Origin of the sequence: Streptococcus mitis, from assembly GCF_000722705.1 — a bacterium.
Classification (GTDB): domain Bacteria; phylum Bacillota; class Bacilli; order Lactobacillales; family Streptococcaceae; genus Streptococcus; species Streptococcus mitis_P.
In genome coordinates this window covers 25617-49784 of record NZ_JPFW01000009.1, presented here as the reverse complement: position 1 = coordinate 49784, position 24168 = coordinate 25617, and the positions used below count along the sequence as shown (strand labels likewise).

Sequence of the window (24168 nt, the reverse complement as noted above, 5' to 3'; positions counted from 1 at the left end):
TTATCTCGCTTCCTTTATTCTAATTTTTAAAGAAATTTGGAAATGTTTTTTAAATAATTTAGGTAATATTTTTGTGCAACTGACATTCTAAAATATAGAGTTAAGACGATTGATTTTATGGAGAATATATTATGCAAAAATTATTTTCATTAGATGGAAAAGTGGTTAGAATTTTAACTTTTTTGACAGATTTAATTATTTTAAATACTCTATTTATTGTTAGTTGTATTCCAATAGTTACAATTGGGGCATCACTAACTTCTCTTACGACAATGTGGTATCGTATTTTAAAAGGTAAAGATACCGATATTGCTTATCATTATTTTCGGATCTTTAGACAAAATTTAAAACAATCAACCTTTATTTGGTTGTTTATCCTCCTAATAGAATTACTTTTATATGTGAACTATTGTCTTTGGGGCTATTCAAGTTTATTTTCAGAGTATAGTTTATTGTTAGTGTTGCCCTTTTTATTTGTTATAATACTTTTTATGAGTGTTGTTTTTCCCTATATTGGTCTATTTAAAGATAATCTAAAAAATAGTATTGTAAATAGCGTATTAATTTGTATTTTAAATCCAATGCAAGCTATCATTTTGGTTTTATTTAATATTTCTGTACTGTATATGAGTTTTAGTAGTCCAGAACGAGTTTTAACAGCTATTTACGTATTTACATTTGGAGGATTTGCTTTTTGTGGATTGATGAATGTAATGGTAACGAATAAAATGTTTGATAAAGTAAAGAGATTTAATAAGAGGAGGGAAACAAATTGAAAATTTTTAAGGGAGAGTTTTATAGAATCTCTGTATTAACAGACAAGTTAGTAAGGTTAGAATACTCTAAAACTGGAAGTTTTGAGGATAGAACGACACAACTTATCTATAATAGAGATTTTGGTGATGTTTCGTTAGATTCTATTGAGACATCAAATGTACTAGATATTATGACGGACTATTTTCATTTGCATTTTAATAAAGGAGAATTTAACGCCGAAAATTTATTTATAGAATTAAAAGGGAATTTTGCTGTATATGGTAGTCGCTGGTATTTTGGTGAATCTATTGAAACGTTAAAAGGAACAGCTCGGACTCTTGATGAGGCAGATGGAGCAATCCCATTAGAAGATGGAATTATTAGTCGAAGTGGTATTGCCTTATTGGATGATTCTCAAGGATTTATTTGGGATGAACAGTCTGGTTATATTGAGAGAGAAAATCAAATTGACCTGTATTTCTTTGCCTATGGGCATGATTATAGAGGAGCAATCAGAGATTTTTACCATTTGACTGGTTCAACACCCTTGTTGCCAAGATATGCTTTAGGCAATTGGTGGAGTAGATATTGGCCTTATACGTCGGATGAATACTTGGATTTAATAGACAGATTTGAAACAGAGAACATTCCATTATCTATCGGTGTTTTAGATATGGATTGGCACATAACTGAAATTCCAGCTCGTTTTGGAAGTGGCTGGACAGGATATAGTTGGAATAAAAACTTAATACCTAATCCAGAACAGTTATTGCAACAACTTCATGATAGAAAGTTGAAACTCTCCTTAAATGTCCATCCTGCTGATGGTATACGGGCTTATGAAGAAGCTTATCCTCTAGTTGCCAAACGATTGGGGTTAAATGTAGAATTAGAAGAACCTGCCATTTTTGATTTTTTTAATCCCTCTTTTAGGGAATCCTATTTTAAAGATGTTCATTATGAGCTAGAAAAGCAGGGAGTAGATTTTTGGTGGATTGACTGGCAACAAGGGACTCAAGGCATGTTGGATCCACTATGGCTTTTAAACCATTATCATTATCAGGATAGTTGTAAAAATGAAGAAGGTGGCTTGATTTTATCAAGGTATGCGGGTCCTGGTAGTCACCGTTATCCTGTTGGTTTTTCAGGGGATACTATTATTAGTTGGAATTCCTTAAGATTTCAACCTTATTTTACAGCGACAGCATCAAATATCGGTTATAGTTGGTGGAGTCATGATATTGGTGGGCACATGCTGGGGGATTATGACGAAGAGCTACAAACTAGATGGCTACAGTTTGGCGTTTTTAGTCCGATAACTCGATTACATAGTTCCAGAAGTCCCTTCAATAGTAAAGAACCTTGGTTTTTTTCAGAAACAACATCTAAGATTATGAAGAAATACCTTCGTTTGAGACATCAGATGATTCCATATCTATATACTATGAATGTAAAGACACATGAGGAAGGCGCCCCATTAATCAGCCCAATGTATTATTTCTATCCAGAGAATGATGAGAGCTATAATGTTCCAAACCAATACTTTTTTGGAACAGAACTGCTGGTGGCTCCCATTGTAGAAAAGATGGATTTGGCATTCCAATCTGCAAAAGTAGATGTATGGTTCCCTGAAGGTGAATGGTATGACTTCTTTTCAGAGAAAAAATACACAGGTGGTGTGAAGTTAAGTGTTTATAGGGACATTTCGACTATACCTGTGTTTGCAAAGAGTGGTGCAATCATTCCATTGGTTGGTTCTGAGATAGATATGGGTGTTGATTTACCTGAAGTTGTAGATTGGTATGTATTCCCAGGCAAACAACATTCTTTTGAAATGACTGAAGATCAAAATGGTCAAAGATATAAAACAAGATTATCAATCGACTGGGAAATGGGAATGGTAGAGTTAGTATTACAAGGAGATTCTAGTATCCTTCCAAGCAATAGAAGACATAGAATTCATTTTAAAGGAACGAATGTGTCTATCATTGAGTTGTCAAATAAGAATACTACAGCTAGATTTGAATGTAAAGATAATAAAAGGACATCTCTAAATGACGAAGTTTTTAGACTACTAAAGACGGCTTCTCTTCCATATGAATTAAAAGATCGATTGTTAAATCAATTCATCAATGCTAAAAATTCTCATGACTTAATGAATATCTTGCATCATCAGGATAAGGAATTGAGAGGACGTTTGTTGGAAATGATATTTACTAGCCAAAACTAATTGAGACATTTCGTATACAATTTCTATTCTTTAAGTGCTAATTATTTATTTTTTAATGTGTAATAGTTTTACATCTCTATGCTTATTGACTTGTATTTTAGTAATTACAAGTTTGGCATAGGGATGTTTTTATGATTTTAAAGACTTTTTGTCCAGCCTCTTTTTTTAACTAAACAAGAGCAAATTTTAAAAGGTAATTTTTCAAAGCAACTTCCACTTGCCTGACCGAAGTGGAAGTTAGTCGGAAAGGGATTTTTATGGTGGAATTAATACTCTTCGAAAATCAAATTCAAACCACGTCAGCGTCGCCTTACCGTACTCAAGTACAGCTTGCGGCTAGCTTCCTAGTTTGCTTTTTGATTTTCATTGAGTATAAGTATGAGAGGTTAGATTTTTCCAAAAAATTTTCTAAAACAAACAGGATTTGTTTGACATTTGTTTGAAAATTCTGTAAAATGAATTATTATATCGTTCAAGGAGAATATATATGGAAAAACAGAAAACATTTTTTGGACATCCTATTGGCTTGTCCACCCTCTTCTTTACAGAGATGTGGGAGCGCTTTTCTTACTATGGGATGCGAGCTATCCTACTTTACTATATGTACTATAGTGTGCAAGATGGTGGGTTGGGGATGGATAAGACCACGGCTGCATCGGTTATGGCGATTTATGGCTCGCTGGTATTTTTATCCTCGGTTGTCGGTGGTTTTGTCAGTGACCGTATTTTAGGAAGCCGTAAGACCGTCTTTTACGGTGGTATTCTGATTATGCTAGGGCATATTGCTTTGGCAACACCTTTTGGACAAGTAGCTCTCTATCTTTCTATTGCCTTGATTATCTTTGGTACTGGATTTTTAAAACCTAATATCTCAGATATGGTTGGGGGTATTTATGAGAAAGAGGATGATAGACGGGATGCAGGATTTAGTATCTTTGTCTTTGGTATTAACTTAGGTGCCTTCGTTGCCCCTTATCTAGTGGGGTATCTAGGTCAGGAAGTCAATTTCCATCTAGGTTTCTCATTAGCTGCCATTGGGATGTTCTTTGGTTTGGTGAAGTATGTTTTAGATGGGAAGAAATATCTGCCTGAATCAAGTCTTTACCCCACTGATCCACTTTCACAGAAGGACCAGCAGAACTTGATTAAACGCTTGCTGATTACACTTGTCATGGTTATTCTTGTGGTTATAGGTTTAGTCTTTACTCACCAGTTTAACGTGGATATGATTGTTAATATCTTTACAGTAATTGCGGTAATCATTCCAATCTACTATTTCTTCAAAATTTTATCTAGTCAGAAAATAACTGCTACTGAGAGATCCCGAGTATTTGCCTACATTCCTTTATTTATCGCTGGAGTACTCTTCTGGTCTATTGAGGAGCAGGGGTCTGTTGTTCTCGCTCTATTTGCGGATGATCAGACTCGACTCTACTTTAATGTATTTGGGAATCAGATTCATTTTCCATCTAGCTTTTTCCAAAGTATCAATCCACTTTTCATTATGATTTATGTGCCGATTTTTGCGTGGTTGTGGGGGAAAATGGGTAAAAATCAACCGTCCTCTTCTAAGAAATTTGCTTACGGTTTATTTGCGGCAGGTCTATCCTTCTTGTGGATGATGTTACCAGGGATGCTCTTTGGGACAGATGTTAAAGTCAGTCCTTTCTGGTTGATTATGAGTTGGGCTATTGTGATTGTGGGGGAAATGTTGATTTCGCCTATTGGTCTATCAGTCACTACTAAGCTAGCACCAAAATCCTTCCAAGCACAAATGATGTCTATCTGGTTCTTGAGTAATGCTGCTGCTCAAGCTATCAATGCTCAAATTGTAAAATTTTATACAAGCGAAACGGAAGTCGCTTACTATGGAATTGTTGGAGGAATTACGATTGTGTTCAGTATTATCTTACTCTTCTACGTTCCGCGCATTGAAAAACTAATGGCTGGTATCAAATAAAAAATTGGAATTTCTGTACGGATTCTAAAAGTTAGAGCAATTATTCATTCAAAGGATTTAGTTCTGTATCATACAGGGCTAAGTCCTTTTAGTTTGATGAAAACTCACGATGTTTCTAATATTCCTAGTAGACATTTGTCAACTTTTTTTATATAATAAAACTAAACCAAATTGGTTGAGTTGTGAAAGTATAAGTGTAAGTTCAACCATCGAGTAGTCTTTCTAAGGGAGATGTTCTCCATTCAAGCATATAATAGGAGGTGAAGTATGTATCAACCAGAAAAACTCAAGGCTCGGAGGAAAGAGTTAAAATTGACACAGAAGGAAATTGCAGAGCAACTTGGGATTAGTTTTCAGGCTTACTCGGCTTGGGAACGTGGGATTAAGGAACCGTCCCAGGAGAAAGTTGCTCAGTTAGAGAACATTTTAAAAGTAGCAAAAGGTTATTTCACTCAGATCGAGATTGTCCGTCTCTACAATAGCCTCTCCAAACAAGGAAAGGAAAAGGTTGTTCTTTATGCTCGCAATCTGGCTCAAGAGGAACAATCCCAGAAAGTGGCGACCATGCCAGAGCGCCTCTACGAGTACCGTGTCTACGAACGCATGTCAGCAGGGATCGGGGCGTCAGTCTACGATGACAGGAATTTTGATACGGTTTACTTTAATGAGGAGTTGGCCCATGATTTTGCGTCTTGGGTGTCTGGGGACTCCATGGAACCTAAATATCAAAATGGTTCAGTGGCTCTGATTCGAGAGACGGGATTTGACTATGACGGGGCTGTTTATGCGGTGGTTTGTAACAACCAAACCTATATCAAGCGGGTCTATCGAGAGGAAGATGGCTTGCGTCTGGTTTCTATTAATCCTAAATACAAGGACATTTTCATTTCCTATGAGGAAGATCCTCGGATTGTAGGGATTATCGTTGGGAACTTTGTGCCAATGGAGGGCTAGCCTATGGGCTACTTTGATTATTCCAGAGAGCCCAAAAGTGACATTGCCTTTGTTGATATGAAATCCTTTTATGCCAGCGTTGAGTGTGTGAAAAGGGGCTTGCATCCGCTGAAGACTTCGCTTTGTGTCATGAGTCGAGCAGATAATTCTACTGGTCTTATCCTAGCTTCCTCTCCCATGTTTAAGAAGATTTTTGGCAAGTCCAATGTTGGTCGGGCCTATGATCTGCCTTTTGATATCAAAACGCGCAAATTTTCCTATTACAATGCTCGAAAGCAAGGCTTGCCTACCGACTTGGACTATGTTCGTTACATCGAAGATTGGGCTCAAGCGACCTTGATTGTGCCTCCTCGGATGGATGAATACATAGCAGTCAATATGGAAATTCAACGAATCTTTCAAAACTATGGCAGTCCAGATGATATTTATCCCTACTCTATTGATGAGGGCTTTATTGACCTGACTAGTTCACTCAACTACTTCATCCCAGACAAGAGTCTCTCTCGCAAAGACAAGCTGGATCTGCTTTCTGCTCGTATTCAGAGGGATATTTGGAGGCAGACAGGGATTTACTCTACAGTGGGCATGTCCAATGCCAATCCCTTACTGGCAAAGTTGGCTCTGGATAATGAGGCCAAGCACACTCCGACCATGAGGGCCAACTGGTCTTATCAGGATGTGGAAGAGAAGGTCTGGGCCATTCCTAAGATGACAGACTTTTGGGGGATTGGCAGGCGGATGGAGAAACGCTTGAATGCCTTGGGGATTTGTTCCATCAAAGAATTGGCTACCAGCAATCCAGACCAGCTACAGAAAGTTCTCGGTCAGGCTGGTCTGCGTTTGTGGTTTCATGCTAATGGGATTGATGAGAGCAATGTTCATAAGCCCTATAAATCCAAGTCCCAAGGTTTGGGAAATTCTCAAATCCTACCTAGAGACTACGTGAAGCTGCGGGATATCGAAATTATTCTTCGAGAAATGGCGGAGCAGGTGGCTATTCGATTGAGAAGGGCGGGAAAGAAAACAACCCTTGTTTCTATCTATGTCGGTTTCTCTAAACAGGAGATCCGGCAATCTATTCACACACAAATGAAGGTCGAACCGACCAATAATACAGCTGTCTTAACAGATCATGTTTTGAAGTTATTTCATAATAAATACACTTCTGGAGCGGTCAGAAGTGTCGGAGTCAACTATTCAGGATTTGTGGATGAGTCCTTTAGCTTGATTTCCCTCTTTGATGATGTTGACAAGTTAGAAAAAGAAGAAAGGCTCCAGACGGCTATTGACTCTATTCGGGAAGAATTTGGTTTCACTTCTCTTTTAAAAGCCAATGCACTGGAAGAAGCATCTAGGAGTCTTGCTAGAAGCAAGCTGATTGGGGGCCATTCTGCTGGAGGTTTAGATGGATTAAAATGATTGATCGTTCTTATTTACCCTTTCAATCCGCGCGAGATTATCAAGATCCAGGTATGCAGAAGTGGATGGGATTTTACCTATCAGAACACACCAGTTCGCTCAGTGAAGAAAAAAACCGTGTTGATTTTTCGACGGATTTGACTCCAGATGAGAAGTTACACTTACTTTCTCAGCTTTATGTTGGCCAACTGAAGGGAAGTTTTGTGGTCAAGGAAAAGAAGCAGAAAGTCACTATTATCGGTAAGGTGAGGGAGTTATCCTCTAAATTTTTATCTATCAGAACAAGCGATGGTTACAGGCTGATAGAGCTTGCAGATATCCTAGAAATTCGACTGTGGGAGGAAGGGGTTTATGACTAGAAAAGAGCTGTATGAAAACAAACTGCAGATGGATTATTTTCAGATGACTATATTCGTTTTGAAGAGGATTTTCAAAAATACTCTGCCATGAATGTACCTCTGACTTTCTTGATTGATGACATCCTACGCACTATGGCGCTGAATCAGAAAAATTACTTTGCCTTAAACAAGGAAAATGCTAAGGATGGGAGGGAGTATCGTTTTTATTTTAGGGTGGTGACTGAAAAAGAGTGTCCTAGAAATCGAACCTATGCATATGTTGGGGTTAAAAATAGTAGTCAGTAGTGACTTGTCTGCTGTAAAATGTATCATTTTTATAACACTTCATGTTTCATATCATGGAGTGTTTTTCTATTTAAGTCAAAGTTAATTAAAAATCTCACTATTCATTAGGCTAAAGGGAACCTAAGAATAGTGAGATTGTGAAATTATAGTAGGGTTCGTATGGCTTCTTCAATTTGTTTGGGGTCTGTTTTGGAAGAGAAGCGTTCAAAGACCTGCCCATCTCGACCGATGAGAAACTTAGCGAAATTCCATTCGATTCGTTTTCCTAGGGGGCCAGATTTCTGCTCTTTCAACCAGACATAGAGAGGATCTGCTTCTTTGCCGTTGACCTTGATTTTGGCAAAACGTGGGAAAGTGGTTTGATAGTTTAGGTTACAGAAGTTGTTGATTTCCTCTGCGCTACCTGGTGCTTGTCCCATAAACTGATTGCAAGGGAAGTCTAAAATCTCAAAACCTTGTTCTTGATAGCGATCATAGAGTTCTTGGAGACCTTGGTACTGGGGCGTTAAACCACATCCAGTAGCAGTATTGACAACCAAGAGAACCTTGCCACGATAGGCATCTAGTGGGGTTTCTTGGTTAGCTTGGTTTAAGACTGAAAAATCGTATAGTGAGGTCATTGATTACTTTTCTCCTTCTGCTTGGTATTTTTAGGAGTTTTTTCCTCCTGTAGGGATAAAAATCCGTAGGTCAGAGTTCCAAAAATGCTACCGATAATCAGGCCATACATCAGTAAAGGAACACTTTTATCGAATTGCATGAGTAACTTCACAAAATCTGAAAGGGACAGCTGCTGAACGAAGACTTTATGAAAGATGAGTAGGATAAAGAGGCCAATCTGAAGACCGATAAACACAACCCAGCTTCGAAATTTGATTTGACCTTTGCTGTAGGTTTTTAGGATGATTTCTGACTTGTCATCTTTTTCCAGATGGAGTTCTTTGACAGCTCTTTGAGTTTTTAAGGTAATGAAAAAAATGAGTCCAGAGTAGACGTAGGGCATGGCATAGCGAACGACCTCTATGAAGCGTCCAAATAACAGATAAAACAAGAAGAGAAAGAAGGAAGAATAAACGATTTGGACCATGGAACGGGCACAGGCTTTGTAGATAATTTCTTGCCGGCATTCATCAAAAGGGCCTTGGATATGAAAGAGATTTCGAAGTAGGCGAGTGGTTAAGTCTTCTTTTTTCATGATAGTAACCTCCTAAATGAGCAGTTTTACTGACTTTCTTTTACGAATTGATAGAGATAATAAAGGTAAGTGATAGAAGAAAGGCTAGCGATAGTCAGCAGTAAATAATATTTCCAACCGCTTGAGGCGAGCATCAGTTGTGGTAAAGATAGAATCATAAAGCATAGTGCTAAGTTGAGTATGCGTGTTTTTTGGGAGTCAATCTTTAGATAAGTCAGTCCTTTGTTAAGGGCTGGAACAAAGACTAGCACGAGGAATATCTCTCTGATTAAGTTCCCTGAAACGATGATGAAGATGAGCAGAGAACTGAACAAAAGATGATAGGTAAGTAAAGTTAGTAATGATTTCATAGGGCACCTCTTAATCCTGGTCTTTTTTAGCTCTTGCAATACGAAGTGAGTCGACAATATGTATCATCACTCCGAAAAAGAAGGCTCCCAGTATAGTTTTAAAAATATGTTTTGTATTTAGAAGAGAAGTGATAAAATTTGGATTTTCACTTGTTAGGGTATCAATGAGTGGAATTATAAAAAATATCACTGTTCCATAAATCGAACCTGCTTTCAGACCAGGATAACGTAACTGTTTCTTTTCTTTTTTCATAGGGCACCTCCTAATCCTCATCCTGATCTTTCTTGGCTTTTGCAATGCGATGGGAGATGATAATCTGTATAACCACTCCGAAGAAGACAGACTCGAGGATACTTGAAAAAATATTTTTAAAAGCGAGAAGAGACTGAAGATAGTCCTGACTCTCACCTAGCAGTATATGGAGAAGAGGCGTTATAAAAAACATCCATAGACCAAAGAACAAACCAGCTTTCAGACCAGGGTAGTGTAGTTGCTTACTTTCTTTCTCAGTCAGCATATCTGGATCAATAGCTGTAATCCCTGTTTTTTTCATTTGGTAGGTGACATAGCCAGCAGCGATGAGGGCAATCACTAAAATCAGAGGAGGATAGATTAGAGCCACTTCTTGAGGGTATTTATAGGCCAGAAGGAGTGGAATAAGATTTCCGAAAATCATCAGATAAAAGAGGATGATAAAGACTTGGTTCCCAATACGATCGGCCTCATGCCGTTTGTATTCGTCAAGGGGACCAGAAATACCGTATGTGCGCTTGATCAGTTTTTCAGTGAAGGTTTCTTTTTTCATATGTTTGCTCCTTTTTTAAAAATTATCCTCCCAAAAGAGACTGTTGAGGTCAGTTTGGAGGCTGCGGGCGAGATTGAGACAGAGTTCCAGAGTTGGGTTGTACTTGTCGTTCTCAATCATGTTGATGGTTTGTCTCGAGACACCGATATCCTTGGCGAGCTCGAGCTGGGAAATGCCCAGTTCCTTGCGAAATTCTTTCACACGATTCATCTGTTCTCCTTTCTGATTTGTGTCGTATATATTTGACTACATTATATTCTTCTATAGAGCGAATGTCAAGCATATTTGACATATTTCTTAAAGAAATCTTACTTGTTTTTGGCCTATTTGTCTGACTAGTGCAAGCTGGTCGGATTTGTGGTAAAATAGATAAGATATGACAAAAGAATTTCATCATGTAACGGTCTTACTCCACGAAACGATTGATATGCTCGACGTAAAGCCTGACGGTATCTACGTTGATGCGACTTTGGGTGGAGCAGGCCATAGCGAATATTTATTAAGTAAATTAAGTGAAAAAGGCCATCTCTATGCCTTTGACCAGGACCAGAATGCCATTGACAATGCGCAAGAACGTTTGGCACCTTACATTGAAAAGGGAATGGTGACTTTTATCAAGGATAACTTCCGTCATTTACAGGCACGTTTGCGCGAAGCTGGTGTCCAGGAAATTGATGGAATTTGTTATGACTTGGGAGTATCTAGTCCTCAATTGGACCAGCGTGAGCGTGGTTTTTCTTATAAAAAGGATGCACCACTGGACATGCGGATGAATCAGGATGCTAGTCTGACAGCTTATGAAGTGGTGAACCACTATGACTATCATGACTTGGTGCGAATTTTCTTCAAGTATGGCGAGGACAAATTCTCTAAACAGATTGCGCGTAAGATTGAACAAGCACGGGAAGTCAAGCCAATCGAGACAACGACTGAGTTGGCAGAGATTATCAAGTCTGCTAAACCTGCCAAGGAACTCAAGAAAAAGGGCCATCCTGCCAAGCAGATTTTCCAGGCCATTCGAATTGAAGTCAATGATGAACTGGGAGCAGCAGATGAATCCATTCAGCAGGCTATGGAGATGTTGGCTCTAGATGGTAGAATTTCAGTGATTACCTTCCATTCGCTAGAAGACCGCTTGACCAAGCAATTGTTCAAGGAGGCTTCAACGGTGGAAGTTCCCAAAGGTTTGCCTTTCATCCCAGATGATCTCAAGCCCAAGATGGAATTGGTATCCCGTAAGCCAATCTTGCCAAGTGTGGAAGAGTTAGAAGCTAATAACCGCTCGCACTCAGCTAAGTTGCGCGTGGCTAGAAAAATTCACAAGTAAGAGGAAAAAATGGTAGATAAGAAAGAGACAACCAGCCAATTCTTGCAAAATCGTATAAAAAAATTCTCACGTGTGGAGAAGGCTTTTTATCTTTCCATCGCTTTTACGGCTCTCGTTTTAGCAGTGAGCATTATCTTTATGCAGACACGACTCTTGCAAGTGCAAAGTGATTTGACAAAAATCAATGCCCAGATAGAGGAGAAGAAGACAGAGCTGGACGATGCCAAGCAGGAAGTGAATGAATTGATTCGTTCAGAGCGCTTGAAAGAAATTGCAGATAAAAAAGATTTGAAATTGAATAATGAAAATATCCGAACAGCGGAGTAAGATATGAAATGGACAGAAAAAATAACCCGATTTGCGGTAAAAAATCGTAAATCTCCAGCAGAAAACCGTAGAATAGTCGGCAAGTACATCAGTTTGTTAGCTGTCGTACTTTTCGCTATCTTTTTGGTCAATTTTGCTGTTATTATCGGGAGTGGTAGTAAATTTGGAGCGGACCTAGTAAAAGAAGCTAAGAAGGTTCATCAAATAACTCGCATAGTTCCTGCTAAGCGTGGGACCATCTATGACCGTAATGGAGTACCCATCGCTGAAGATGCGACTTCATATAATGTGTATGCTGTTATTGATAAAAAATACAAGTCAGCAACAGGAAAAATTCTTTATGTAGAGGATTCGCAGTTTAATAAGGTAGCAGAAGTTTTCCATAAATATTTGGATATGGATGAAGCTTATGTAAAAGAGCAGCTGGCTCAACCAAATTTGACCCAAGTTTCTTTTGGTGCAAAAGGAAATGGGATTACCTATGCCAATATGATGGCGATTAAAAAAGAATTAAAAGAGGCTAGTGTTGAAGGGATTGACTTTACAACTAGCCCTAACAGAAGCTATCCAAATGGACAATTTGCTTCTAGTTTTATTGGTTTAGCCCAACTTCATGAAAATGAGGACGGTAGCAAGAGTTTGTTAGGAACTTCTGGTTTAGAGAGTTCCTTGAATACTATTCTTGCAGGGACAGATGGGATTATTACCTATGAAAAAGATCGTTTAGGAAATATCGTTCCAGGTACGGAACAGATATCACAGAAGACTGTGAATGGTAAGGATGTCTATACAACATTGTCTAGTCCGCTCCAATCTTTTATGGAAACCCAGATGAATGCCTTTCTAGAAAAGGTAAAAGGTAAGTATATGACGGCGACCTTGGTTAGTGCCAAAACAGGGGAAATTCTCGCAACAACGCAACGACCAACATTTGATGCTGATACTAAGGAAGGAATTACTAAGGACTTTGTTTGGCGTGATATCCTTTATCAAAGTAACTATGAACCAGGGTCAACCATGAAGGTTATGACGCTAGCTGCTTCTATTGATAACAATACCTTCCCAGGTGGAGAATTCTTCAATAGCAGTGAATTAAAAATAGCAGATGCGACAATCCGAGATTGGGACGTTAATGAAGGTTTGACTGGTGGTGGTATGATGACCTTTTCTCAAGGATTTGCTCACTCGAGTAATATTGGGATGACACTGCTTGAGCAAAAAATGGGAGATGCAACTTGGTTGGACTATCTAAACCGCTTTAAATTTGGTGTTCCGACCCGTTTTGGTCTGACTGATGAGTATTCAGGTCAATTGCCTGCAGATAATATTGTTAATATTGCCATGAGTGCATTTGGTCAGGGGATTTCTGTAACGCAGACCCAGATGCTACGTGCCTTTACAGCCATTGCCAACGATGGGGTTATGTTGGAACCAAAATTTATCAGTGCCCTTTATGATCCAAATGATCAAACCGTTCGTAAATCTCAAAAAGAAATCGTAGGAAATCCCGTTTCGAAAGATGCAGCTAGCCAAACTCGTACTCACATGGTCTTGGTAGGAACGGATCCTAGATATGGAACTATGTATAATCATAGTACAGGAAAAGCAACTGTCAATGTTCCAGGTCAAAATGTAGCCCTCAAGTCTGGTACAGCCGAAATCGCTGACGAGAAAAATGGAGGCTACTTGGTTGGTTCTACCAACAACATTTTCTCGGTTGTGGCTATGAACCCTGCTGAAAATCCTGACTTTATCTTGTATGTAACAGTTCAACAACCTGAACATTATTCAGGTATCCAGTTAGGGGAATTTGCCAATCCAATCTTGGAGCGGGCTTCAGCTATGAAAGAATCTCTCAATCTTCAATCTCCAGCTAAGAATTTAGATCAAGTGACGACAGAATCTTCGTATGCAATGCCTAGCATCAAGGATATTTCACCTGGTGATTTGGCGGAAGCCTTACGCCGAAATATTGTGCAACCAATCGTTGTTGGTACTGGAACAAAGATTAAAGAGACTTCTGTAGAAGAAGGAAAAAATCTTGCACCAAACCAACAAGTTCTCCTTTTATCGGATAAGGTAGAAGAAATTCCAGACATGTATGGCTGGAAAAAAGAGACTGCTGAAACCTTTGCTAAATGGTTGGATATTGAGTTGGAATTTGAAGGTTCAGGTTCCGTCGTTCAGAAGCAAGATGTTCGGACCAATACAGCTATCAAAAACATTAAAAAAATTAAATTAACTTTAGGAGACTAATATGTTTATTTCTATCAGTGCTGGAATTGTGACATTTTTACTAACTTTGGTAGGAATTCCAGCCTTTATCCAATTTTATAGAAAGGCGCAAATTACAGGCCAGCAGATGCATGAGGATGTCAAACAGCACCAGGCAAAAGCTGGGACTCCTACAATGGGAGGTTTGGTTTTCTTAATTGCTTCTGTTTTAGTTGCTTTCTTTTTCGCCCTATTTAGTAATCAACTCAGCAATAATGTTGGTATGATTTTATTTATCTTGGTTCTTTATGGTTTAATCGGATTTTTAGATGACTTCCTCAAGGTCTTCCGTAAAATCAATGAGGGCCTTAATCCCAAACAGAAATTGGCTCTTCAGCTTCTAGGTGGCGTCATTTTCTACCTTTTCTATGAGCGTGGTGGCGATATGCTTTCTGTCTTTGGTTATCAAGTACATCTAGGGATTTTCTATATTGTCTTCGCCCTTTTCTGGCTAGTTGGTTTTTCAAACGCAGTCAACTTGACAGACGGAATTGATGGTCTGGCTAGTATTTCCGTTGTGATTAGTTTGTCTGCCTATGGAGTTATTGCCTATGTGCAAGGTCAGATGGATATCCTTCTAGTGATTCTTGCCATGATTGGTGGTTTGCTCGGTTTCTTTGTCTTTAACCATAAGCCTGCTAAGGTCTTTATGGGAGATGTGGGAAGTTTGGCTCTCGGTGGAATGCTGGCAGCTATTTCAATGGCTCTCCACCAAGAATGGACTCTCTTGATTATCGGAATTATTTATGTCTTTGAAACAACTTCGGTTATGATGCAAGTCGGCTATTTCAAAATGACTGGTGGTAAACGTATTTTCCGTATGACGCCTGTGCATCACCATTTTGAGCTTGGAGGATTGTCTGGTAAAGGAAATCCTTGGAGCGAGTGGAAGGTTGACTTCTTCTTTTGGGGAGTGGGATTTCTAGCAAGTCTCCTGACCCTAGCAATTTTGTATTTGATGTAAGAATGGCACCCTGATGTTTCAGGGTGTTTTTGCATTCTAAAAAATATTGGTCAATTAAAGTCAAATACCTTGACCTTTTCTGACTAATGTAGTATATTATGAACGTAAGGTAAATGAATGCCTTACTCGAACACTTATACTCAATGAAAATCAACGAGCAAACTAGAAAGCTAGCCGCAGGTTCTCAAAATACTATTTTGAGGCTGCAGATAGAACTGACGTGGTTTGAAGAGATTTTCAAAGAGCATTATTTAAAGTAAAATAGAAAGAGGTGGGTCTATGTTTAATCTAGAAATCTTCAGAAGTAAAGATAGTCTACTCCTGCTTGAAAAAGAAAAACCAGAAATAGTCCCTAGAGTAGCGATTTAGCTAGTCTAAATTTTTTAAAACAAAGGTCAAAGATAGTCAATATCAGTAATCATAACTAAGTAAACAAAAAGAGGTAAAGAATATGAACAACAACTTTAATAACTTTAACAACATGGATGATCTATTTAACCAATTGATGGGTGGTATGCGAGGATACAGTTCTGAAAAACGTCGCTACTTGATTAATGGACGTGAAGTGACACCTGAGGAATTTGCTCACTATCGTGCAACTGGTCAATTGCCAGGAAATGCAGAAACTGATGGACAAATGCTACAACATACGTCAGGTATGAAACAAGACGGTGTCCTTGCTAAATTAGGTCGAAACTTGACAGCAGAAGCGCGTGAGGGCAAGCTGGATCCTGTTATCGGACGAAACAAGGAAATTCAAGAAACATCTGAAATTCTTTCACGCCGTACCAAAAACAATCCTGTTCTAGTCGGAGATGCAGGTGTTGGTAAGACAGCGGTCGTTGAAGGTCTAGCGCAAGCCATTGTGAACGGAGATGTTCCTGCTGCTATCAAGAACAAGGAAATTATATCCATTGATATTTCAGGTCTTGAAGCTGGTACTCAATACCGTGGTAGCTTTGAAGAAAACGTTCAAAACTTAGTCAATGAGGTCAAAGAAGCAGGGAATATTATCCTCTTCTTTGATGAAATTCACCAAATTCTCGGTGCTGGATCTACTGGAGGTGACAGTGGTTCTAAAGGACTTGCGGATATTCTCAAGCCAGCTCTTTCTCGTGGTGAATTGACAGTGATTGGGGCAACAACTCAAGACGAATACCGTAACACCATCTTGAAAAATGCAGCTCTTGCTCGTCGTTTCAACGAAGTCAAGGTCAACGCTCCTTCAGCAGAAGATACTTTTAAAATCCTTCAAGGAATCCGTGATCTCTATCAACAACACCACAATGTCATCTTGCCAGACGAAGTCTTAAAAGCAGCAGTGGATTATTCTGTCCAATACATTCCTCAACGTAGCTTGCCAGATAAGGCTATTGACCTTGTCGATGTAACGGCTGCTCACTTGGCGGCTCAACATCCAGTAACAGATGTGCATGCTGTTGAACGTGAAATTGAGGCAGAAAAAGACAAGCAAGAAAAAGCAGTTGAAGCAGAAGATTTTGAAGCAGCTCTAAACTATAAAACACGCATTGCAGAATTGGAAAAGAAAATCGAAAACCACACAGAAGATATGAAAGTGACTGCAAGTGTCAACGATGTGGCTGAATCTGTAGAACGAATGACGGGTATCCCAGTATCGCAAATGGGAGCGTCTGATATCGAACGTTTGAAAGATATGGCTCATCGTCTGCAAGACAAGGTAATCGGCCAAGACAAGGCAGTTGAAGCTGTAGCTCGTGCCATTCGTCGTAACCGTGCTGGTTTCGATGAAGGTAATCGCCCAATTGGTAGCTTCCTCTTTGTAGGTCCAACTGGGGTTGGTAAGACTGAACTTGCTAAACAATTGGCGCTAGATATGTTTGGAACCAAGGACGCAATCATTCGTTTGGATATGTCTGAATACAGTGACCGCACAGCCGTTTCTAAGCTAATTGGTACAACAGCAGGATATGTGGGTTATGATGACAATAGCAATACCTTAACAGAACGTGTTCGTCGCAATCCATACTCTATCATTCTCTTGGATGAGATTGAAAAGGCTGATCCTCAAGTGATCACTCTTCTCCTCCAAGTCTTGGATGATGGTCGTTTGACAGATGGTCAAGGAAATACGGTGAACTTTAAGAACACTGTCATTATCGCAACATCAAATGCTGGATTTGGCTATGAAGCCAACTTGACAGAAGATGCGGACAAACCAGAATTGATGGATCGTTTGAAACCATTCTTCCGTCCAGAATTCCTCAACCGCTTCAACGCAGTTATCGAGTTCTCACACTTGACCAAGGAAGACCTTTCTAAGATTGTGGACTTGATGTTGGCGGAAGTCAACCAAACCCTGGCTAAGAAAGACATTGACTTGGCAGTCAGTCAAGCGGCTAAAGATTATATCACAGAAGAAGGCTATGATGAAGTCATGGGTGTTCGCCCACTCCGTCGCGTGGTTGAACAAGAAATTCGTGATAAGGTGACAGATTTCCACTTGGATCATCTAGATGCCAAACATCTGGAAGCAGATATGGAAGATGGTGGTTTAGTTATTCGTGAAAAAGCCTAATACTCTTCGAAAATCTCTTCAAACCACGTCAACGTCGCCTTGCCGTATATATGTGACTGACTTCGTCAGTTCTATCTACAACCTCAAAGCAGTGCTTTGAGCAACCTACGGCTAGTTTCCTAGTTTGCTCTTTGATTTTCATTGAGTATAAGACAAAATTTTGAGGATAAAAAAGAAGGAACCAGATGAAAAAAACTGGTTCCTTTTTTACGTTTAAATCACATGACGCTCAAAGGCATCATCTGAAATCCCTTGTTCAAGAATGAGTTTCGCCCATTCTTTAGCAGAGAAGAGGCTGTGATCCTTGTAGTTTCCGCAAGATTCGATGGTTGTTCCAGGGACATCTTCCCAAGTAGTAGTTTCAGCGATTTCTTTGAGCGAATCCTTGATAACAGATGCAATTTCAGCGCTGGTATGATGTCCCCACATAATCATGTGGAAACCTGTACGGCAACCAAATGGTGAACAGTCAATCATGCCGTCAATGCGAGTACGGATGAGTTTTGCCAAGAGGTGCTCGATAGTGTGAAGGCCGGCAGTAGGGATAGAGTCTTCGTTTGGTTGCACCAAGCGAATATCATAATTGGAGATGATGTCTCCTTTTGGCCCTGTTTCTTCCCCAATCAAGCGGACATAGGGTGCTTTAACAATGGTGTGGTCAAGTTCAAAACTTTCAACAATAACTTCTTTTGACATGGTAAATCCTTTCAGTTTTCTTCTTTCATTATAACATAAAGCTGGCTTCTGAGACAGAGAGAAAACCTCCCCGAGAGTGGAGAGGTTGAACTCTTTACTTACGATACAAACGATCGTATTGGTAGTAAGGGTCAAAGGTTACATTGATACCCAATTTACGAAGGACATTCTTGTCTTCATCTGTCAAGATGATGGTTGAGTGGGCTTCGCTTCCTTTGAGGTTGCCAAGCTCTTCCATAGCACGAGCAGCATCAGGATTTTCTGTAGCTGTGATAGCCAGTGCAATTAGTATTTCATTTGAATGCAGGCGTGGATTGCGGCTACCTAGATGATCGATTTTAAGACCTTGGATCGGTTTGACAAGCTCAGGTTCGATGAGTTTTACTTCTTTAGCAATGTCAGCTGATTTCTTAATGGCGTTGATAAGAGCAGCAGCTGTAGGGCCAAAGAGCTCAGAGTTCTTACCAGTCACGATTTCCCCATTTGGCAATTCAAGGGCTAGGGCTGGTCCGCCAGTTTCTTCTGCCTTTTGACGAGCAGCGACAGCAACCTTGCGGTCTGCAGGTGTGATGCCGAGGTCGTTCATGAGCAACTCGATTTTCTTAACAGCAGATTCGCCCACTTTTTCGGCTTTGAAATCAAGAACAGTCTGATAGTAGCGACGGATGATTTCTTGTTTAGAGGCTTCGATAGCAGCCTCATTATCTGTAATAGCGAAACCAACCATGTTGACACCCATATCTGTCGGAGAAGCGTATAGAGACTCTCCTAGAATGCGTTCCAACATGCGCTTGAGCACAGGGAAAATCTCGATATCACGGTTGTAGTTGACAGTGGTTTCTCCGTAGGTTTGGAGATGGAAGGGGTCAATCATGTTGACGTCGTCAAGGTCTGCTGTGGCAGCCTCGTAGGCCAAGTTGACTGGGTGATGAAGGGGAAGATTCCAAACTGGGAAGGTTTCAAATTTAGCGTAACCAGACTTGATACCATTGATTTGGTCGTGGTACATATTTGACATACAAGTTGCCAATTTTCCAGAACCAGGTCCAGGAGCAGTTACGACAATCAAGTTGCGACTGGTTTTGATGTAGTCGTTTTTCCCCATACCTTCAGGAGAAATAATGTGATCCATATCTGTCGGATATCCTTTAATTGGATAATGAAGATAAGAATCAATCCCGTTTTTTTCAAGTTGATTGCGGAAGGCATCTGCAGCTGGTTGGCCAGCGTACTGTGTGATGACCACTGAGCCGACAAAAATTCCCAATTCATTGAATTTATCAATCAAACGAAGAACTTCTTGGTCATAAGAAATGCCCAAGTCACCACGTGCTTTGGAATGCTCGATGTTACTTGCGTTAATGGCAATCACAACCTCAACCTGCTCTTTCAATTCTTGTAAGAGCTTGATTTTGTTGTCAGGCTCATAACCAGGAAGGACACGAGCAGCGTGGAAATCTTCTAGCATTTTGCCACCAAACTCCAAGTAGAGTTTGCCGTCAAATTGGTTAATGCGCTCCAAAATGTGGTCGCGCTGTAGATTCAAATATTGTTCAGAACTAAAAGCTTGTTTTTTCATTTTTTTACCTCTGACCTCTATTATAATAAAAAATTGGAAGTTAGGAAACTATGGAGTTAAAAAAGGAAGTAAAAAGATTAGGCAAACGCTTGCACGAAATTCCCAAAAACGCTATCATAGACTGTAGATTATTAAAATAATGAGGTAAGAAGATGCAAGAAAAATGGTGGCACAATGCCGTAGTCTATCAAGTTTATCCCAAGAGTTTTATGGACAGCAACGGAGATGGAATTGGCGATTTGCCAGGAATTACTAGTAAGTTGGACTATCTAGCCAAGTTAGGAATCACGGCGATTTGGCTTTCTCCCGTTTATGACAGCCCTATGGATGATAATGGTTATGATATTGCAGATTATCAAGCGATTGCAGCTATTTTCGGGACTATGGAGGATATGGATCAACTGATTGCAGAAGCCAAGAAGCGGGATATCCGTATCATCATGGACTTGGTAGTCAATCATACCTCAGATGAACATGCTTGGTTTGTCGAGGCCTGTGAAAATCCTGACAGTCCTGAACGTGACTACTATATTTGGCGGGATGAACCCAATGACCTAGATTCTATTTTTAGCGGATCTGCTTGGGAATACGATGAAAAGTCAGGTCAATACTATCTCCACTTTTTCAGCAAGAAACAGCCTGATCTCAACTGGGAAAATGAAAAACTTCGCCAGAAAATTTATGAGATGATGAACTTCTGGATTGATAAAGGCATTGGCGGTTTCCGTATGGATGTTATCGACATGATTGGCAAAATTCCTGATGAGAAAGTAGTCAATAACGGCCCTATGCTCCACCCCTATCTTAAGGAAATGAATCAGGCAACCTTTGGAGATAAGAATCTCTTGACAGTGGGAGAGACATGGGGAGCTACGCCAGAAATAGCTAAACTTTACTCTGATCCAAAAGGGCAAGAATTGTCTATGGTTTTCCAGTTTGAGCATATCTGTCTTCAGTATCAGGAAGGTCAACCTAAATGGCACTATCAAAAAGAGCTGAATATCGCTAAGTTGAAAGAGATTTTCAATAAATGGCAGACAGAATTAGGAGTTGAGGATGGTTGGAATTCCCTCTTCTGGAACAATCATGACCTTCCTCGCATCGTCTCTATCTGGGGAAATGACCAAGAATACCGTGAAAAATCTGCTAAAGCCTTTGCAATCTTACTTCATCTCATGAGAGGAACACCTTATATCTACCAAGGTGAGGAGATTGGGATGACCAACTATCCGTTTGAAACACTGGATGAAGTAGAAGATATTGAATCTCTCAACTATGCGCGTGAAGCTCTTGAAAAAGGCGTTCCGATGGAAGAAATCATGGATAGTATCCGTGTTATTGGTCGGGACAATGCCCGTACGCCTATGCAATGGGATGAGAGCAAAAACGCTGGTTTCTCAACAGGTCAGCCTTGGTTGGCAGTCAATCCAAACTATCAAGCCATCAACGTTCAAGAAGCACTGGTAAATCCAGATTCTATTTTCTATACCTATCAAAAACTGGTTCAAATCCGCAAGGAGAATAGCTGGCTGATTCGAGCTGACTTTGAATTGCTTGAAATGACTGACAAGGTCTTTGCCTATATCCGTAAAGATGGCGACCGTCGTTTCCTAGTTGTGGCTAACTTGTCCAATGAAGAACAAGACCTAACAGTAGAAGGAAAAGTTAGATCGGTCTTGATTGAAAACACCGTGGCTCAAGAAGTTTTTGAAAAACAAATCTTGGCTCCATGGGATGCTTTCTGTGTGGAATTGACTGATTAAAGCTAGAGAATCTTCAGCTTTTGGGGCTGAGGTTCTTTTTTATAGTACTCTTCAAAAAACTTCTCAAATAAGGTTATCCTTGGATACTGTAGATATGCTTTAGCTCGGTCAGCTATTTATCCGACCTCAAAGATGTGATTTGAGTGCTCTATCTACAACTGAAATGTTTTTGAATAATATCTGTTAGAATTTTCTAAAAAATCTGTCGAAAGCTCTTGCATTTAGAATAAAATAGAGTATAATGGTGGAAATAACATATTACTAAAGGAGTTTGGTTATGAAATCTAAAAAGTGGATTTTAGGAGCAGGATTAACGATGGGTGCAGCCCTTCTTTTAACGGCTTGTGGGAAAAGTGATAAGAAAGCAGATGCCCCGAGGAGTTTTTCTTATGTCTATGCAGTAGATCCGTCTTCCTTGGATTATAGTATTACGAGTAAAAGTTCGACCTCTGACGTGATTGGAAATGTTGTTGATGGTCTTTTAGAGAATGATAAATATGGGAATCTTGTTCCGTCTTTAGCAGAGGATTGGACTGTTTCAGCTGATGGCTTGACTTACACTTACAAACTTCGTAAGGGTGTGAAGTGGTATACTTCTGAAGGAGAGGAGTATGCAGAAGTTAAGGCTCAGGACTTTGTTACAGGTTTGAAACATGCAGCAGATGGTAAGTCAGATGGTCTTTCTTTGATTGAAAAATCAATCAAAGGTTTGGAAGCTTATGTTAGTGGTGAGACCAATGATTTCTCAACTGTAGGTGTTAAAGCTCTTGATGATTATACGGTAGAATATACCCTTAATAAACCAGAAAGTTTTTGGAACTCGAAAGTAACCACTGCAACCATGCTTCCTGTAAATGAAGAATTTTTGAATGCAACAGGCAAGGATTACGGAGCGCCAACCCCATCAAGTATTCTTTACAATGGTCCATATTTTTTGAAATCTTTGATTTCTAAATCTGTGATTGAATATGAAAAAAATCCTAACTATTGGGATAAGGAAAATGTCAAGATTGATAATGTAAAATTAACATTCTATGACGGATCAGATCAAGAATCCCTTATCCGTAGTTTCGCTACAGGAGCATATAATACAGCGAGACTTTTCCCAAATAGTTCAAGTTTTGCTTCAACCAAAGAGAAATATGGAGATCAGATTATTTATAGCCCTCAGGAAGCAACTAGTTATTACTTTACTTTTAATGTAAATCGTCAATCATATAATAAAACAGCCAAGACAGATGAAGGACAAAAACTTTCTACCAAAGAAGCTATGCTGAATAAAAATTTCCGTCAAGCGATTAATTTTGCCTTCAATCGTCACGCCTATACAGCTCAATTAAACGGTGAAGAAGGTGCGGATAAGATTATTCGTAATAGTCTAGTGCCAGATAATTATGTTCAGGTAGCAGGGAAGACCTTCGGACAGCTGGCTCAGGATGAACTACTGAAATATGGAGAACAGTGGAAAGATGTAACTCTCACAGATGGTAAGGATACAATTTACAATCCTACAAAGGCTAAATCTGCATTTGAGAAAGCGAAGTCAGAATTGCAAGCTAAGGGAGTAAGTTTCCCGATTCATTTGGATGTGCCAGTAGAACAGACAGATGTAGTTGCAGTTCAACAGACAAATTCATTAAAACAATCGATTGAAGAAACGCTTGGTTCTGAGAATGTCATTGTAGATGTTCTTCAAATGACAGATAATGAGAAGGAAAGTATTACTTCCCAAGCAAAAGTGCCAACTCAAAAAGATTATGATTTGAACGGAACAGGTTGGGGGCCAGATTACCAAGATCCAGCAACCTATCTCAATATTTTAGATGCTAAGAAGGGTTCTGCCTTGAAACACCTAGGTATAACAAAGGGCAAGGATCCTGAAGTCATGGCGAAAGTTGGCTTGGATGAATACAAGAAGCTCTTGGACGATGCTGCTTCTGAGACGACCAATCTTGATAAACGTTATGAGAAATATGCTAAGGCTCAAGCTTGGGTAACAGATAGTTCTCTCCTTATTCCAGTGGCGTCTTCAGGAGGTTCTCCTATGGTAAGTCGTGCTGTGCCATTTACTAAAGCTTATTCACAAGTTGGTATCAAAGGGGATCCATTTATTTTTAAAGGAATGGAACTTCAAAATGATATTGTCACAACGAAAGAGTATGAGGCAGCTCTCAAGAAGTGGCAAAAGGAAAAACTAGAATCGAATGCTCAGTATCAAAAGGATTTAGAAAAACACGTAAAATGAGTCTAGGCTCGTTTCCACAAATGATTTTTAGTCAATAAAACGCATAAAAACAAGGGAAGACTGTATGAAAGACAGAAATCCTTTGTTTTTTTAATGTCTATAGTTTATAAACTTCCATTCTA

General features: G+C 39.5%; 21 protein-coding genes and 1 pseudogene. 14 read left to right on the top strand and 8 right to left on the bottom strand.

Annotated elements, in window-relative coordinates:
- The first annotated feature begins 131 nt into the window (after positions 1–131).
- The 7 genes and pseudogenes from SK642_RS08035 (at position 132) to SK642_RS08005 (ending at position 7963) form a co-directional block, all read left to right on the top strand.
- Positions 132–776 (top strand): YesL family protein, encoded by a 645-nt coding sequence (locus SK642_RS08035; RefSeq protein WP_033684319.1) that lies wholly within the window; start codon positions 132–134, stop codon positions 774–776.
- The gene (locus tag SK642_RS08030) at positions 773–2986 is read left to right on the top strand and encodes a TIM-barrel domain-containing protein (protein WP_033684318.1); all 2214 of its coding nucleotides are present in this window, start codon (positions 773–775) and stop codon (positions 2984–2986) included. Before SK642_RS08035 ends, SK642_RS08030 begins: the two co-directional genes overlap by 4 nt.
- A gap of 487 nt (positions 2987–3473) precedes the next feature.
- Positions 3474–4946, top strand: coding sequence for a peptide MFS transporter (locus SK642_RS08025; protein WP_033684317.1), 1473 nt, complete (start codon positions 3474–3476; stop codon positions 4944–4946).
- 267 nt (positions 4947–5213) lie between these two features.
- The gene (locus tag SK642_RS08020) at positions 5214–5900 is read left to right on the top strand and encodes a LexA family transcriptional regulator (protein WP_033684316.1); all 687 of its coding nucleotides are present in this window, start codon (positions 5214–5216) and stop codon (positions 5898–5900) included.
- Between the two features lie 3 nt (positions 5901–5903).
- Positions 5904–7319 (top strand): Y-family DNA polymerase, encoded by a 1416-nt coding sequence (locus SK642_RS08015; RefSeq protein ID WP_033684315.1) that lies wholly within the window; start codon positions 5904–5906, stop codon positions 7317–7319.
- Entirely contained in the window at positions 7316–7678 is a 363-nt protein-coding gene (locus SK642_RS08010; RefSeq protein WP_033684314.1) for a hypothetical protein, read from the top strand. The genes SK642_RS08015 and SK642_RS08010 overlap by 4 nt, the downstream gene beginning before the upstream one ends.
- Positions 7671–7963 (top strand): annotated as a pseudogene (locus SK642_RS08005) (DUF5960 family protein). The gene SK642_RS08010 and the pseudogene SK642_RS08005 overlap by 8 nt, the downstream one beginning before the upstream one ends.
- A gap of 143 nt (positions 7964–8106) precedes the next feature.
- Here SK642_RS08005 and SK642_RS08000 read toward each other — a convergent pair.
- The 6 genes from SK642_RS08000 to SK642_RS07975 are packed head-to-tail and all read right to left on the bottom strand — an operon-like array spanning position 8107 to position 10524.
- Positions 8107–8583, bottom strand: coding sequence for a glutathione peroxidase (locus tag SK642_RS08000; RefSeq protein ID WP_033684313.1), 477 nt, complete (start codon positions 8581–8583; stop codon positions 8107–8109).
- Complete coding sequence (locus tag SK642_RS07995) at positions 8580–9158, bottom strand: DUF3278 domain-containing protein (protein WP_033684312.1); 579 nt, start codon at positions 9156–9158, stop codon at positions 8580–8582. Before SK642_RS07995 ends, SK642_RS08000 begins: the two co-directional genes overlap by 4 nt.
- Positions 9159–9184: 26 nt before the next feature.
- Positions 9185–9508, bottom strand: a complete 324-nt coding sequence (locus tag SK642_RS07990; RefSeq protein ID WP_033684310.1) for a hypothetical protein — start codon at positions 9506–9508, stop codon at positions 9185–9187.
- Positions 9509–9518: 10 nt separating this feature from the next.
- Entirely contained in the window at positions 9519–9761 is a 243-nt protein-coding gene (locus tag SK642_RS07985) for a hypothetical protein (protein WP_000711745.1), read from the bottom strand.
- A gap of 10 nt (positions 9762–9771) precedes the next feature.
- Complete coding sequence (locus SK642_RS07980; protein WP_033684309.1) at positions 9772–10314, bottom strand: DUF3278 domain-containing protein; 543 nt, start codon at positions 10312–10314, stop codon at positions 9772–9774.
- A gap of 15 nt (positions 10315–10329) precedes the next feature.
- On the bottom strand, positions 10330–10524 hold the full coding sequence (locus tag SK642_RS07975) for a helix-turn-helix transcriptional regulator (RefSeq protein ID WP_001082471.1): 195 nt from the start codon (positions 10522–10524) through the stop codon (positions 10330–10332).
- Between the two features lie 166 nt (positions 10525–10690).
- Here SK642_RS07975 and rsmH point away from each other — a divergent pair, with 166 nt between their 5' ends.
- The 5 genes from rsmH to SK642_RS07950 all read left to right on the top strand — a co-directional run bounded on the left by rsmH (position 10691) and on the right by SK642_RS07950 (position 17763).
- On the top strand, positions 10691–11641 hold the full coding sequence (gene rsmH / locus SK642_RS07970) for a 16S rRNA (cytosine(1402)-N(4))-methyltransferase RsmH (RefSeq protein ID WP_033684307.1): 951 nt from the start codon (positions 10691–10693) through the stop codon (positions 11639–11641).
- 9 nt (positions 11642–11650) lie between these two features.
- Positions 11651–11968 (top strand): cell division protein FtsL, encoded by a 318-nt coding sequence (gene ftsL, locus SK642_RS07965; RefSeq protein WP_000227824.1) that lies wholly within the window; start codon positions 11651–11653, stop codon positions 11966–11968.
- Between the two features lie 3 nt (positions 11969–11971).
- Complete coding sequence (pbp2X, locus tag SK642_RS07960; RefSeq protein ID WP_033684306.1) at positions 11972–14224, top strand: penicillin-binding protein PBP2X; 2253 nt, start codon at positions 11972–11974, stop codon at positions 14222–14224.
- Between the two features lies 1 nt (position 14225).
- Positions 14226–15206, top strand: a complete 981-nt coding sequence (mraY, locus tag SK642_RS07955; RefSeq protein WP_033684303.1) for a phospho-N-acetylmuramoyl-pentapeptide-transferase — start codon at positions 14226–14228, stop codon at positions 15204–15206.
- Between the two features lie 451 nt (positions 15207–15657).
- Positions 15658–17763 (top strand): ATP-dependent Clp protease ATP-binding subunit, encoded by a 2106-nt coding sequence (locus tag SK642_RS07950; RefSeq protein ID WP_033684302.1) that lies wholly within the window; start codon positions 15658–15660, stop codon positions 17761–17763.
- 213 nt (positions 17764–17976) lie between these two features.
- On the opposite strand, the gene SK642_RS07940 is transcribed toward SK642_RS07950, so the two are convergent.
- Both SK642_RS07940 and SK642_RS07935 read right to left on the bottom strand, forming a co-directional pair.
- Positions 17977–18459 (bottom strand): S-ribosylhomocysteine lyase, encoded by a 483-nt coding sequence (locus SK642_RS07940; protein WP_033684300.1) that lies wholly within the window; start codon positions 18457–18459, stop codon positions 17977–17979.
- Between the two features lie 94 nt (positions 18460–18553).
- Entirely contained in the window at positions 18554–20038 is a 1485-nt protein-coding gene (locus SK642_RS07935) for a DUF1846 domain-containing protein (RefSeq protein WP_033684299.1), read from the bottom strand.
- Positions 20039–20190: 152 nt separating this feature from the next.
- On the opposite strand from SK642_RS07935, the gene SK642_RS07930 reads away from it, so the two are divergent.
- Both SK642_RS07930 and SK642_RS07925 read left to right on the top strand, forming a co-directional pair.
- Positions 20191–21801, top strand: a complete 1611-nt coding sequence (locus SK642_RS07930; protein ID WP_033684298.1) for a glycoside hydrolase family 13 protein — start codon at positions 20191–20193, stop codon at positions 21799–21801.
- Between the two features lie 277 nt (positions 21802–22078).
- Positions 22079–24046, top strand: coding sequence for a peptide ABC transporter substrate-binding protein (locus tag SK642_RS07925; protein WP_033684296.1), 1968 nt, complete (start codon positions 22079–22081; stop codon positions 24044–24046).
- Positions 24047–24168 lie beyond the last annotated feature (122 nt).